Genomic DNA, 12,424 nt, shown 5'->3' with positions numbered 1-12,424 from the left:
TCTCCTGAGCTTAAAACGCTTAGCCTAAAGGAATGATATCGCCTTGCCAACCCTGTCCGTTGCGCGTGCCGGTTAACAGGAGCTCACCCTTATCTGCCCGAACGATCAGCTGGCCTTTTTCATCCCATAACGCGCTGCCCGCGCCGGCATTTGCCATTAACACCGCGATGGCATACCTGTGCGCAAAGCGCTGCAGGGTATTGATGGACTGTCGCCAGCGGTAATCCCTCACCGACTGGCAACTGGTGAAGAGTGTTGCCTGCGGATCAAGATTCGGGGAATCGCTTTGCCCATCGATAATCGTGAGCTGTTTATCACCCGGCACCAGGCTGGCGCCGCTCCCCTGAGGGTAACGCAGAATACGATCGCGGGAGGGGATAAACAGCGCAAGGCCTTTCTGGCGCTGACCGTTTTGTTCTACGGGAAGCCCTGCAATGAGGGTAATGCGGTAAAAATGCGCGGCGTCAAGCAACGGCTGTAGTCGATCGTCTTCGGGCGGTAGCGGTAATGCCGTCGCGCCCGGGCCGGTTAATGAGAGTTCCGGGAAAACCAGCAAATCGCACTGATGCTGTGCTGCTTCGGCAATAAAGTGGAGATGGTGCGCAATATGGTCATCTACGCTGTGATGCTGCCCGCCATACTGGGCTGCCGCAATATTCCAATGTGACATCGTGACTTCCTTATACACAGAGTCGCAGGGATTAAAGAGTACACCTAATTTAATCAGGGTTTTCTTATCCTGCCAGATTCCGCGTAAGGAAGTGTAACGAGTCGTTAAGCTTATTTAACTTTCGGCTCGTACGGCAAGCGGGAGAGGTTGACCGAGGCGAGACGGTGGGCAATTAACCTTTCGCGAAACCAGTCACGCAGATGGGCGGGCTGTTCTCGCTCCACCACTTCAGCCACGACGGGCATGTTGTAACGCTCTTTAAAGGCGACGCCAGCGGCAGCGAGATCGACATTCACTTTATCCATCTCGTCCTGAGGAAGGGCGGCCAGATTGATCTTCATTACCTTCTCCTTATTTTGCGGCGGCAACGTTACCGCGATTGCGCGACGATGACAAGCAGAGCGGGATGATCCTCGACTCGTTTATTATACAGCGTTATTCTTTAGCATACAGACATAACAAAAAGGAATGATTGTGATGGGTTTATCCGCTTCCCGCGCGGTATGCGCACTGGTTTTTTTGGCCTCAACGGTAATCTCACCCTCCGTGCTGGCGCATGCGCATCTTGAGCAGCAGAGCCCGGCAGCGGACAGCCAGGTGGCGTCACCGCAGGTGCTGACGCTGAATTTCTCCGAAGGTATCGAGCCCGGATTTAGCGGCGTCGTGGTAACGGATGCGCAAAATCAGGTGATCAAAACCGGTACCGCCACGCGAGACGAAAAGAACAAAGCACAGCTGACCGTTCCGCTGGAACAGACGCTCGCCCCGGGGGCTTACCGGGTGGACTGGCACGTGGTTTCCGTCGACGGCCATAAAACCAAAGGCAGCTATCGCTTCAGCGTGAAATAGCATGCTGGGACTGTTATACGTAGGATTGCGCTTTATCCATTTTGCGGCGCTAATGCTCGTTTTTGGCAACGCGCTTTACAGCGTCTGGTTTGCGCCTTCCGGGCTGCACCGCCTGATGGCCCGACGTTTCCAGCTCCAGCAGAGAGTGGCATCCATCGTCAGCCTGGCCGCTGCGATCCTGATGTTTATGCTTCAGGGCGGCTTAATGGGCAACGGCTGGGGCGATGTGTTTAACCCGCAAATCTGGTACAGCGTGCTGGGAACGCGGTTTGGTGGCGTCTGGTTGTGGCAAATTATCCTCGCTGCCATCACCGTTGTCATCGCGTGGCTCGCGCCGCTGAAAGGCTCGCGCCTGCTGCTGCTCGCCATGGGCCAGCTTATCCTGCTGGCAGGGGTAGGGCACGCGGCGATGAGCGACGGCCCGATGGGGGCGATACAGCGACTCAATCATGCTGTTCACCTGCTGTGTGCCGCAACCTGGGTGGGTGGATTGCTGCCGCTGCTGTTTTGCATGCGTCTGGCGAAAGGACGCTGGCAGAACGCGGCCATCTATACCATGATGCGTTTCTCGCGCGTGGGGCATTATGCCGTCGCAGGCGTGCTGCTTACCGGCGTAGTGAATGCGCTGTTGATTCTGGGCATCCATATTCCCTGGCAGGCTGGCTACGTGCAGTTTTTGTTGTTCAAATGTGCTCTCGTGGCGTTGATGGTGGCAATTGCGCTGGCAAATCGGTATTTTCTGGTGCCACGGTTCCGTCCGGATTCCGGGCGCGCACAACAGATGTTTATCAGGATGACACAGGCAGAGGTGGTGCTGGGCGCGCTGGTTCTGGCAACGGTCAGTCTGTTTGCTACCTGGGAACCCTTCTGACAAGGTTAACTATTAAATGAAAAAGACAGTACTTTCTCTCTTATTGCTGGCCTGCGCGGGAAGCGCTCTGGCGGCACCGCAGGTAATCACCGTAAGCCGCTTTGAAGTGGGCAAAGACAAATGGGCCTTTAATCGCGAAGAGGTGATGCTGACCTGCCGTCCGGGCCATGCGCTGTATGCGATCAACCCGAGCACGCTGGTCCAGTACCCGCTCAACGATACCGCTGAGCAGCAGGTCGCCAGTGGCAAGAGCAGCGGTCAGCCAGTCAGCGTGATTCAGATTGATGACCCGGCCAACCCGGGGCAGAAGATGAGCCTGGCACCGTTTATCGAGCGCGCTGACAAGCTCTGCTGACGTTCAGGTTTCCAATAAAAAAACCGCAGATGCTCGCCAGAGCACTGCGGTTTTTCACTTTTAATGATGCTCTGACGCTTTTTTTCAGGCCACTTTTGCTGTGGACTGGAAAACCTGGCGTCGTCATCTATTCTTAAAAGGCAAGGCGACTTAGCCTGCATTAATGCCAACTTTTAGCGCACGGCTCTCTCCCAAGAGCCATTTCCCTGGACCGAATACAGGAATCGTATTCGGTCTCTTTTTATCTATTTGTTTCTCAAAAGGTTTTTTGGTTATGGACCGAAAACCCCGAGAATAGATGGACAGTTCCCTATCCTGACTAAACCATAACATACTCAGGACCGCGTACGTCCAGGGTTTTTTGGCATCTTTGTTAAAAAATTGTGGCCTGGCGATCGCTGTGGAATCTTCGTCGGTGAAGTAAAGGCCCGGCCTGATAGTTAAATAATGAATTCCCTGAATTTATCTTTGTTGTTAACGATATACTCGGGGAAATTGTCTGCCGACAGCTCTTGCCTGATTAACTTCCTGTCTCGTCCCCAGATATCTTCGGCGTTTTTTATCACCTTCATGATATGTTCCGGGTTGTTGAACTCAGGCAGATCGTATTCCGTGTGGGAGATGGTGGACATTTTTTCTGATATGCGTTCAGGGGTCATAACCCATGAGAAATGCCAGCCACTATTTTCAATGATGCGATTGTTAAGTTTGAACCAGTTCCATTTAAGCCAGGACCAGTTTTTGACGCTTCTGGTGCGTTTAAGATTTCTGAACGACTCAGGCTCGCCGCCAAAAAAATGAACGAGGTTTTTATATTTTGTCGCTCTCGGCAGTTTACATTTTCTTGGGGTGTTATCTGTATTAAAAACCTGCAGATTAAACTGATAATTATAAAAGTTCTGATAAAGCGTTGTGCAGAGTTTATTCGCGTTGATAGAGCCGATAACCTGTGGTGAAAAAATCTCGTCCACATCGGAAATTAAAATCAAATCATCATCTTTAGCACTTTTGAGGCCCTGCATGATGGCATTTCTCTGCGCGGCTTCATTCGCCCATGCATCCACCACCAGACCGTCCTGATGCTGATCGCCGCCGTCAGAGGCTTTCATGAGAGGTGTTTCATCATGCACAACATAAATAATTTTATCTTTAAAAGGACCGTATTTATTTATGTCAAAGTGAAGCTGCCGCTTTTTGCCGGTAAAGGTATGCGTTGACTCAACAATAACGAAGCGATCAACAACGCCTGCTAGCGTATTCAGCCTGATATCAAGAAGCATATCTTCATCGTAATACAAGAAGCAGTCGTAAATCATCATTAAAGTCCTTAAATTTGCGTCTACACTGCGCTTTTCCAACGCATTCGCTATTTTCATTTCGCGCAATGCTAACTGAGCACCCCTGGCATATGCAAGAGTGCTCTGCTTTATCATTCCTTTTTCAAACCGAGTGCATTCTCTGTGCTGAGAGCGAAAACGCTTGTCGCGATTAGAAATGGGACTTAACGGACGCCTCAATTTCATCAAGCAGTTCAAAGCGACGACGGTATTCAGCACGTTTTTTACTGGCTATCTCGTCGAGGGATTTGCGCTCCATCTGCAGCGGCAGCTGCCAGCAGAAGGCGGAAAGTTTTTTTCCACCCAAAGAATCCCAGAATTCGTCATAGCTGGCGTGGAAATGACGGCCTTTGCTGAGGCGATAGCGTAGCGCGCGGAAAACGTGTCCTTCATCGCTGACGGCAAAAATGGCCCGAACAGATGACTGCGCTGCCAGCTGGAAAAGTACCTCCATCAGCACGCGCTTGGGAAACAGGCCATGGCAGGCGCGAGTTGCCAGTTTAATGGCATCTCGTGACACGCAGCGACGGGGGCCCTGAAGTCCGCCAATGACCATAACGGGCTGGCCATTGCTGCGGGCGACGCTAAAGGTCAGGCTGGCAAGAAGCGTATCCTCGTTGTCGCGCAGCCAGAGCGTGCTCTCACCTTCACGCTCGGCTTTGCCAGCTGAGGACGCATTAACCGTGTAGGTCACGCCGTCTTTGACGTGGAACTGCGCGATAGGTTGTTCCTGCGCGCCGGTCATAGCCTGGGCAAGACGGCTCTCCTTCAGGCGATCGATCCAGTAGTAATGGTTAACGATAGCGTCGGCGCGATCGTTTGCCGTCAGACCGCGCATCAGGTACTGCCGATGGGTCTTGCTGGGCAACGTAATTTGCGATGTCAGCAGTTTGTCGAAATCGTCACGGCCAGAGAGGGCTTCCAGCATACGGTGGGTGGAAGACCAAAAGAGCAGGGAACGTAAAAGGAACTTCAGTCTGTAGTCGCGTTTCCGCCAGATTGGCCCCGGGACGCGTTTGCCGTTCACCAGCTCGGAAATAATATTCGTGCGATGCGGATAGAAAACATCGTTATGTAGCTGTGTATTAGACACGTGAAGACCTCTCGTTTTTATCTCCCCTTATTCTAAGGAGCCAGTAAAAAGGGATTAAGAGCGCGCGGATCTTTATTTCTCTTTGGTTTACCGTTTGTTTTACTTTGTAAGGGCTGCGCTGATCTTCTTGCGCTTTTGACGGCGGCTATACTGTTAAAGGGAGGCCTTATGTATCAGCGAATAGAAGGTGGAGAGTGGCGTCACGTATGGGTTGTCAGCGACATACACGGCTGTTACCAGAGGCTCATGGAGGAACTGAAACGCCGTCATTTCAATCCTTATGAGGATTTACTTATTTCCGTTGGCGATCTGATCGATCGTGGTCCGGACAGCGTGAAATCATTGCAGCTCATCAATGAGAAATGGTTTCGAGCAGTGCGGGGCAATCATGAGCAAATGGCAATAGATAGCCTGGATAATAATGATTTTGCGCTCTGGACAATGAATGGCGGAATGTGGTTTTCGCGGCTTGAGCATGAAGAGCAGCAGCGGGCGCGCTCGTTACTTAACGCATGTCGTGCGTTACCGCATATTATCGAAATTACCTGCGCGAACGGGTTGAACGTTATTGCTCATGCTGATTACCCGGCGGAGGAATACCGCTGGGAAAAACCGGTAAGCGCCCAGCGCGTGTTATGGGATCGCGACCGCCTGATGGGGTTTATGGTGGGCAAAGGGCAGGGCATCAGCGGGGCGGATCATTTCTGGTTCGGACATACGCCCGTCGACAGAAGGTATGATTTTGACAATCTGCACTACATTGATACGGGAGCCGTATTTGACGGTTACTTTACGCTGGCGCAGCTGCAGTAATAAATAACCCGCCTTCGGGCGGGTTCTCTTTAGGTCAGGCAAGACGCATGACCCAGGCATCGGTTTTACTATCGTAATGCTCACGGTAAAGGACAGAATGTTCGCCATCAAGTATTGCCGGGACGCTGGTGTCTGCATCCCATGCATCGAGCTGCATGCACAAATCCGGGTCGGATTTGCAGGGAATACTTAACGTTCGATCGCCTTGTGCTTCGCCGCGCAGTTCTGCGTCGTCGATCTCAAAAGCGCCAATACGCACGCTGGTTTTCGTCATAGTGCTCTCCGGGTCGGTTGTCAAAATCTGGTATGACCAGTATGGGCATCCATTTTTGATCGTAGACAAGGAGAGCAAAATCGCCAGTAAAAAAATGCGATTTTTTCAGGCGGTGCGATCGTTACCGGTAAACAGTCGGCCATCCCGGACCAGTTCGCGTGGATAGCTGTTTTTAAGCCTTGAACCGACCTTTTTGGCCAGCCCCAGCGGGAATCCCTGATAGGTCACCACCACTTCATCTGCGGAAGGCGAGCTGTCAGGATAAACATCGCGGCCACGGTACCACTCTTCGGCTTCCTGATGCGTCAGGGTAAAGGTATTCTCGTGTCCGGCAAGCGCGATGACGGCCTCATGCTGCCAGCGATAGCCTTTATTATGCACTTCCGCCAGGCGGATCCCGATTCGGGAAAAACGGACCTTTCCGATGAGCGGTGCGATCTCTGCCGGGAACAACCATACCTCTTTATCACGCACCCAGAGTTGCATGCTCTCATCCCAGACCAGGCCAACCTTTTCGGCGGCGGCGACAAGCTGTGCTGCATCGCGCCCTTTGAGGGGGGCAAACGGGAAGTTGCCGACCTTGAATTTGGGTGCGGGTAGGGAAGCAACCGCCTGCGTTTTACGCAGACGCGCCACAAAGAACCCTTCGCAGTCGTAAATCTGCGGGAACACGTGGAGGAAACCTTCCGGCGTGACCGCCTCCTGTGCCGAGGAAAACAGATCGTTAAGCGGCATGAACTCGACGGCATCCGGGTATTGCGCTTTCAGCCACAGGCAGACGTCTTCGTTTTCATCGCGGTTTAAGGTGCACGTTGAATAGACCAGCGTGCCGCCGGGGCGCAGGGCGTGGAACGCGCTGTCGATCAGCTCGCGCTGCGTGGCGGCGATCTCAAGATTGCTCTCCACGGACCAGTTCTTTAACGCATCGGGATCTTTACGCACTACCCCTTCACCGGAGCAAGGGGCGTCCAGCAGGATGGCATCAAACATTTCCGGCAGGGCGGCGCCAAAGACGCGACCGTCGAAGTGCGTAAGAGCGACATTATGAATACCGCAGCGGCTGATATTGGCATGCAACACCTTCACGCGGCTGGCGGAAAATTCGTTGGCGAGGATTGCTCCGCGGTTGCCCATGCGCGCGGCAATCTGCGTGGTTTTCGAGCCGGGGGCGGCGGCGACATCCATCACGCGTTCAGGCGCATTGCCGTCGGCGAACAGGGCGGCAACCGGTAGCATCGAGCTCGCTTCCTGAATATAAAACAGACCGCTCAGATGTTCTGCGGTACTTCCCAGCGGCACCGCGTCTTCGTCATCGCGGTCGATCCAGAATCCCTCTTCACACCACGGAACCGGCGTAAGCTGCCAGCCGTACGGAGAAACCAGGGCCAGAAAATCCTCGACGCTGATTTTCAGCGTATTAACGCGGATGCTCCGGCGTAACGGACGCTGGCAGGCGGCGATAAAATCGTCCAGCGACAGATGAGAGGGAAGCGCCTCGCGCATCTGCGCCAGGAATTGTTCAGGAAGAAATACGGAGTTTTGAGCCACGAGCACACCACAGGGAAAAGTTCAGGTGCGCAGTGTAACATAAAGGCTCCGGTGCGTTGACACCGGAGCCTGTCAGATTAACGCGGCAGGGCCGTTCCCCATTCGCGCCACTCTTTCGGTTCGCTTTCCAGCAGCAGGAAGTGTTTACCCGGCTGCGCTTTCGGCGCCAGCGGCGTTCCCGGCGGGGTGGCAAACGCAATACCGCCGCGGATGAACTGGTTGAAGGTACCGGTTTTCACCACGCCACCCGTCAGGCCGAAGTCCAGCGAATAGCCGGATGCCAGCCAGAACACCGAGTTATTACGCACCAGATGCTGGTAACGCTCGCTGATGCGTAGCGCCACCATCACGCGGTCGGAGAGCGTGCCGAGCGTGAGGCCCGTTACCGTACCCACCTCAATGCCGCGGAACAGCACCGGCGTACCGATGCCAAGCGAGCCCGCTTCCGGCACTTCCACTACAATGCTCAGGCCGCCAAGGTAGCGCGAGTCGGTAATGGTAGCTTCCTGCAGCTCGAAATCACGACGGGCTTTGCCCTGACCGGGCTCGACGTTGATGTAAGGCTGCAGAATGGTGTCGAGATGCTCAACGCCCGCGGCTGAAATCTGTGGGGTCACAACCGAGAAGCGGGAACCCGAGCGGGCGAAGGTCTGCACATATTCCGGATAAAGCACGGCGGTGGCCTGCACCTCGTTGCGCGAGGTGATGAGCGTCAGCTTCTGGATCTGCCCGATATCAATGCCCAGGTAGCGAATTGGCATGCCTTCCGCCAGCTTGCCGGCATCGAACGCATGCAGGGTAATCTGCCCACCCACGGCACGCGCGGCGGTTTCGGATGGGAAGAGAATTCGCTTATCGCCTTTACGCAGGTTCGCGCCCGCGCCGCTGAGGTTATCAAAGCTGATCGCCCCGCGCAGCGCGCGCGAGAGCGGGGAGGCCTGCACGGTCAGGCCGTTGCCGTTAAGCTGCACCTTCGCGCCGCCCTCGGCCCAGAAGACGCTGTTTGGGGTCAGCAGCTTGCGGTACTCGGGCTTGATATGCAGTTCGATATCAAACGCGTCCGCACGCGGGCGAACGGCGATCACCTCCCCAACCTCAAATTTGCGGTAGAGCACCACGGAGCCCGCCTGAACGTCAGGCAGCGTCTCGGCGCTTAAGGTCAGGGTCGTGGTTGGCATATCGCTCAGGCTGTTTTCAATCGCTTTGTCCAGGTTGGCGTAGAGCGGGTAGCTGTCGCGAACGGGGCCTTTATTGCCCGGCAAAATGCGAATACCGCCGTTAACCCATTCGCTGGCGCTGGCGCCGAGGAACTCCACGCCGTCCAGACCCACCTTCACGTCGACGCGGCTGTTCACCACGAACTTACTGTCGCCATGGACGAGGTTGCTGTATTGCGGATCGATAGCTACCGAGAAGCTCACGCCATTTTCGGAGAGCGTTCGCTCCAGCACCTGACCCACCTGTACGCCGTGCAGAATCAGCGGCTGACCGGCCTCAATGCCGTAACTTTCAGGCGCATTGAGCGTAACCGTCACGACGCCTGGTTTTTGCAGCAGCGCTTTATCCGCCGGGGCAATGACGAAGCTATTGCTGGGCTGACCTTCACCGGGGATCAGTTCAAAGGTATTTCCGGTCAGCAGCGTGCTGAGGCTGGCATCGTTCAGAGAGAGTTTAGGGCTGCGCATCTCGATGCGCGTTTTCTCGCGCAGGAGATCGACCACGCTCGGATCGACCGTCATTTCGCCCGTGACCGAACCGCCAGGGTTGAGCGTCATTTTGGTGAGCTGGCCGACCTGCAGTCCCTGGTACATCAGCGGCGTTGACCCAGCTTTCAGCCCTTTGGCATCAGGCAGAACGAGCTTAACGATCACGCCACGCTGGCTGTGCGCCAGATCCGGGTATAAACCGAACGTGTCATCGGCCGTGGCAGGGCTTGAGTTTTCCGGGGAGTCAAAGGCAATGGCACCGTTAACCAGGGCGGCCAGACTCTCCAGCTTCACTTTTGCACCGCTCAGGCTGAGGTCGGCATCGACGCCGGACACGTTCCAGAAGCGGCTGCCTTTTTTCACCAGATTGGTGAAGCGACGCTCGATCAGCACATCAATGGTGACGCCCTGTTTATTCGGGTTGATGCTGTAATCATACACGCGGCCAACCGGAATCTTGCGGAAGTAGACCAGCGAGCCGCTGTTCAGCGAGCCCAAATCCGGTGCCTGAAGATGGATCATCAGATCGCCGTTATTGAGGCGGTATTTCGGCTGCGTATCCAGCGCGACAAAGTGATCTTGCGGTTCACCCTTGCCCGGCATCATGCCGATGTAGTTGCCGCCAACCAGCGCATCCAGCCCGGACACGCCGGCCAGGGAGGCTTTCGGCGTCACCAGCCAGAACTGCGTTTCGCTGCGAAGAGCATCCTGCATGTCAGATTTAATACTGACCCGCACCTGAATCTTGTTAAGCCCTTTTCCAAGGGAGATGTCCTGAACCGTACCGACTTCGACCCCCTGAAAACGAACGGGGGTTCGTCCGGCGACGATGCCGTCGGCGGTCTGAAAATCAATGGTGACGGTACTGCCGCGATCTTCATAGCTCGTCCAGATAAGCCAGCCTGCAATCATCAGGGCGATGACGGGCAGCAACCAGAATGGCGAAATGCGGCGTTTAGTTTTAATTCTCGCTTCAGTCGGCGAAGCGGGGGTTTCCTGACTCATGTGCATCCCAAAGTAAGCGGCTATCCAGCCATTCCACAGCAAGAATAGTCAATATCACCGCAGAGCCGAAATAAAAAGCCGCGGGTCCCATAGTAAAAGCAAGAAGCTGGTCGCGATTGATCAGCGACATCATCAGCGAAATCACAAACAGATCCAGCATTGACCAGCGGCCAATCCAGGTGACGAATCGCAGAAGCAGAATACGGGTACGTAAACCTTGTTCACACTTAAAGTGAATGCTGACGAGCAGGGTAAACATCACCACCACTTTGGTAAAGGGAACCAGGATACTGGCAATAAAGACGATGGCCGCCACCCCAACGTTACTGTGTGCAAGGGAGATAATACCGGAGAGGATAGTATCTTCCTGACGGCCACCGTTCACGTAAATAATGGATATCGGCAGCATATTGGCCGGGAACAGAAACACCAGGGAGGCAATCAGCGCCGCCCAGCATTTTTGCAGGCTGTTGTTGCGTCGTAACCTCAACGGTATGTGGCAGCGCGGGCAGCGTCCACGCTTGTCGGGCAACCCGGTGTAATGGCATCCCAGACAGACGCGGAGGTTTTCATCCGGGCGGGTGGCAGGGCGCTGCGGGTAAAAACGCTCCCAAAGCTGCTCAACGTTCAGGTGGATCAGTGTCAGGATGCTGAGCAATACCAGGCAGATAAAGGCAAAAAGCCCGACGCCCGGCTGCAGAAAGGCATAGTCCTGCACCTTGATTGATGCCACGCCCACGCCCACCAGATAGATATCCAGCATGACCCACTCTTTAAGCTTTTCCAGCATCAGCAATACCGGACGCAGGTTCATTCCCAGTATGTTACCAAACCACAGGTAGGCAATGGCTGCAACCAGCACCAGCGGCGCGCCGACCACGCAGAACAGTACCATGGCGGCGGTGAGAGGATCGCCCTGGCTCGTCATCTGCCAGATACCCTGCAGCACGTTGGCGTCAATGCGCACACCAAGCAGGTAAAGCTTCAGAAGCGGCTCGGTCCAGGCGAAGGGCATCAGCAGCAGCATGGTAACGGCCATAGCGGCAAGGCGGGTTAACGACCAGTCGCGGCCGTCACGAATTTTAGCGTCACAGCGGGGACAAAAGGCGCTTTGGTGCGATTTCATCTTCGGCAACATAAAAAGCGTATCGCACTGGGGGCAACGCTGATAATGTGCACGAGGCAAAGCGTCGCTTACCGTATGGACAGTTATCTTTTTTGTCGGCGTAATTTTGGTTGTTTTTAAGGCCATCAGCTGCGCGCAAATAAGTATTGTTGAACGTTATATTAACTCATGAACGGATTCATCTTGAGCATGAGCGCATTTATTGCTTATTTTAATAGGCTATGCGGTAATTTTGTAAGACAACTAAGTGATTGAATAATGAACAAAACAGAATTCTACGCGGATCTGAACCGCGATTTTAAGGCATTGATGGCAGGTGAAACCAGCTTCTTAGCCACTCTGGCAAATACTAGCGCATTGCTGTTCGAACGGCTATCCGATGTGAACTGGGCTGGTTTTTATCTCCTGGAAGGTGAAACGCTGGTGCTGGGTCCGTTTCAGGGCAAACTGGCCTGCGTGCGTATTCCGGTAGGGCGCGGCGTATGCGGTACCGCGGTGGCCGAGAATCAGGTTCAGCGCGTGGAAGATGTTCATGCGTTTGACGGGCATATCGCCTGTGATGCTGCCAGCAATTCAGAAATCGTTCTGCCGCTGGTGGTAAAAAATCAGATTATTGGCGTTCTGGATATCGACAGTACGGTCTTCAGTCGCTTTACAACCGAGGACGAACAGGGGCTGCGCGAGCTGGTGGCGAATCTGGAAAACGTCCTCGCTGCAACCGATTATCAAAAATTCTTTGCGAGCGTCGCAGGATAATCAACGGATAACGTAGCATTT

General features: G+C 54.4%; 13 protein-coding genes. 5 read left to right on the top strand and 8 right to left on the bottom strand.

Annotation, left to right across the window (positions count from 1 at the left end; translation table 11 throughout):
- Positions 1 to 19: 19 nt before the first annotated feature.
- Positions 20 to 670 (bottom strand): nitrilase-related carbon-nitrogen hydrolase, encoded by a 651-nt coding sequence (locus OKF39_RS14560; RefSeq protein WP_479983085.1) that lies wholly within the window; start codon positions 668 to 670, stop codon positions 20 to 22.
- A 110-nt stretch (positions 671 to 780) separates the two neighbouring features.
- A complete protein-coding gene (locus tag OKF39_RS14555; protein WP_008500465.1) occupies positions 781 to 1,011 on the bottom strand; it encodes a DNA polymerase III subunit theta in 231 nt (76 codons plus the stop codon).
- Between the two features lie 136 nt (positions 1,012 to 1,147).
- Between OKF39_RS14555 and yobA the strand changes: the two genes are divergently transcribed.
- Genes yobA through OKF39_RS14540 form a run of 3 tightly spaced genes read left to right on the top strand, consistent with a single transcriptional unit; the run spans position 1,148 to position 2,745 of the window.
- Complete coding sequence (gene yobA / locus OKF39_RS14550; RefSeq protein ID WP_041909466.1) at positions 1,148 to 1,519, top strand: CopC domain-containing protein YobA; 372 nt, start codon at positions 1,148 to 1,150, stop codon at positions 1,517 to 1,519.
- A 1-nt stretch (position 1,520) separates the two neighbouring features.
- Positions 1,521 to 2,390, top strand: coding sequence for a copper homeostasis membrane protein CopD (copD, locus tag OKF39_RS14545; protein WP_479983084.1), 870 nt, complete (start codon positions 1,521 to 1,523; stop codon positions 2,388 to 2,390).
- A 16-nt stretch (positions 2,391 to 2,406) separates the two neighbouring features.
- Positions 2,407 to 2,745 (top strand): YebY family protein, encoded by a 339-nt coding sequence (locus OKF39_RS14540; protein WP_028013604.1) that lies wholly within the window; start codon positions 2,407 to 2,409, stop codon positions 2,743 to 2,745.
- A 440-nt stretch (positions 2,746 to 3,185) separates the two neighbouring features.
- Here the strand turns inward: OKF39_RS14540 and OKF39_RS14535 are convergent, their stop codons facing one another.
- The gene (locus OKF39_RS14535; RefSeq protein WP_193031980.1) at positions 3,186 to 4,061 is read right to left on the bottom strand and encodes a glycosyltransferase family 17 protein; all 876 of its coding nucleotides are present in this window, start codon (positions 4,059 to 4,061) and stop codon (positions 3,186 to 3,188) included.
- A gap of 172 nt (positions 4,062 to 4,233) precedes the next feature.
- Positions 4,234 to 5,175: a VirK/YbjX family protein gene (locus OKF39_RS14530; protein WP_045260308.1), complete on the bottom strand. Its 942-nt coding sequence runs from the start codon at positions 5,173 to 5,175 to the stop codon at positions 4,234 to 4,236.
- Between the two features lie 168 nt (positions 5,176 to 5,343).
- On the opposite strand from OKF39_RS14530, the gene pphA reads away from it, so the two are divergent.
- Positions 5,344 to 5,988, top strand: a complete 645-nt coding sequence (gene pphA, locus OKF39_RS14525; protein WP_041909471.1) for a protein-serine/threonine phosphatase — start codon at positions 5,344 to 5,346, stop codon at positions 5,986 to 5,988.
- A 34-nt stretch (positions 5,989 to 6,022) separates the two neighbouring features.
- On the opposite strand, the gene OKF39_RS14520 is transcribed toward pphA, so the two are convergent.
- The 4 genes from OKF39_RS14520 to yebS all read right to left on the bottom strand — a co-directional run bounded on the left by OKF39_RS14520 (position 6,023) and on the right by yebS (position 11,773).
- A complete protein-coding gene (locus tag OKF39_RS14520) occupies positions 6,023 to 6,262 on the bottom strand; it encodes a YebV family protein (protein WP_008500472.1) in 240 nt (79 codons plus the stop codon).
- Positions 6,263 to 6,367: 105 nt separating this feature from the next.
- A complete protein-coding gene (gene rsmF, locus OKF39_RS14515; protein ID WP_479983083.1) occupies positions 6,368 to 7,816 on the bottom strand; it encodes a 16S rRNA (cytosine(1407)-C(5))-methyltransferase RsmF in 1,449 nt (482 codons plus the stop codon).
- Positions 7,817 to 7,887: 71 nt separating this feature from the next.
- Positions 7,888 to 10,521: a PqiB family protein gene (locus OKF39_RS14510; protein WP_045630782.1), complete on the bottom strand. Its 2,634-nt coding sequence runs from the start codon at positions 10,519 to 10,521 to the stop codon at positions 7,888 to 7,890.
- On the bottom strand, positions 10,490 to 11,773 hold the full coding sequence (gene yebS, locus OKF39_RS14505; RefSeq protein WP_041909475.1) for a membrane integrity lipid transport subunit YebS: 1,284 nt from the start codon (positions 11,771 to 11,773) through the stop codon (positions 10,490 to 10,492). The genes OKF39_RS14510 and yebS overlap by 32 nt, the downstream gene beginning before the upstream one ends.
- 132 nt (positions 11,774 to 11,905) lie before the next feature.
- On the opposite strand from yebS, the gene OKF39_RS14500 reads away from it, so the two are divergent.
- The gene (locus OKF39_RS14500; RefSeq protein ID WP_008500476.1) at positions 11,906 to 12,403 is read left to right on the top strand and encodes a GAF domain-containing protein; all 498 of its coding nucleotides are present in this window, start codon (positions 11,906 to 11,908) and stop codon (positions 12,401 to 12,403) included.
- The last annotated feature ends 21 nt before the right edge of the window (positions 12,404 to 12,424 follow it).

The organism is Enterobacter cloacae complex sp. HYC042_NIDB (genome assembly GCF_056673315.1).
The sequence above is the reverse complement of the archived record's forward strand: the minus strand, read 5'-3'. Positions and strand labels throughout refer to the sequence as shown.

Coding starts and splice junctions, on each gene's coding strand:
- OKF39_RS14535 (WP_193031980.1), bottom strand. CDS start 4,061: ATGATTTACGACTGCTTCTTGTATTACGATGAAGATATGCTTCTTGAT.
- OKF39_RS14510 (WP_045630782.1), bottom strand. CDS start 10,521: ATGAGTCAGGAAACCCCCGCTTCGCCGACTGAAGCGAGAATTAAAACT.
- OKF39_RS14555 (WP_008500465.1), bottom strand. CDS start 1,011: ATGAAGATCAATCTGGCCGCCCTTCCTCAGGACGAGATGGATAAAGTG.
- yobA (WP_041909466.1), top strand. CDS start 1,148: ATGGGTTTATCCGCTTCCCGCGCGGTATGCGCACTGGTTTTTTTGGCC.
- yebS (WP_041909475.1), bottom strand. CDS start 11,773: ATGGCCTTAAAAACAACCAAAATTACGCCGACAAAAAAGATAACTGTC.
- OKF39_RS14540 (WP_028013604.1), top strand. CDS start 2,407: ATGAAAAAGACAGTACTTTCTCTCTTATTGCTGGCCTGCGCGGGAAGC.
- OKF39_RS14520 (WP_008500472.1), bottom strand. CDS start 6,262: ATGACGAAAACCAGCGTGCGTATTGGCGCTTTTGAGATCGACGACGCA.
- OKF39_RS14500 (WP_008500476.1), top strand. CDS start 11,906: ATGAACAAAACAGAATTCTACGCGGATCTGAACCGCGATTTTAAGGCA.
- OKF39_RS14560 (WP_479983085.1), bottom strand. CDS start 670: ATGTCACATTGGAATATTGCGGCAGCCCAGTATGGCGGGCAGCATCAC.
- pphA (WP_041909471.1), top strand. CDS start 5,344: ATGTATCAGCGAATAGAAGGTGGAGAGTGGCGTCACGTATGGGTTGTC.
- copD (WP_479983084.1), top strand. CDS start 1,521: ATGCTGGGACTGTTATACGTAGGATTGCGCTTTATCCATTTTGCGGCG.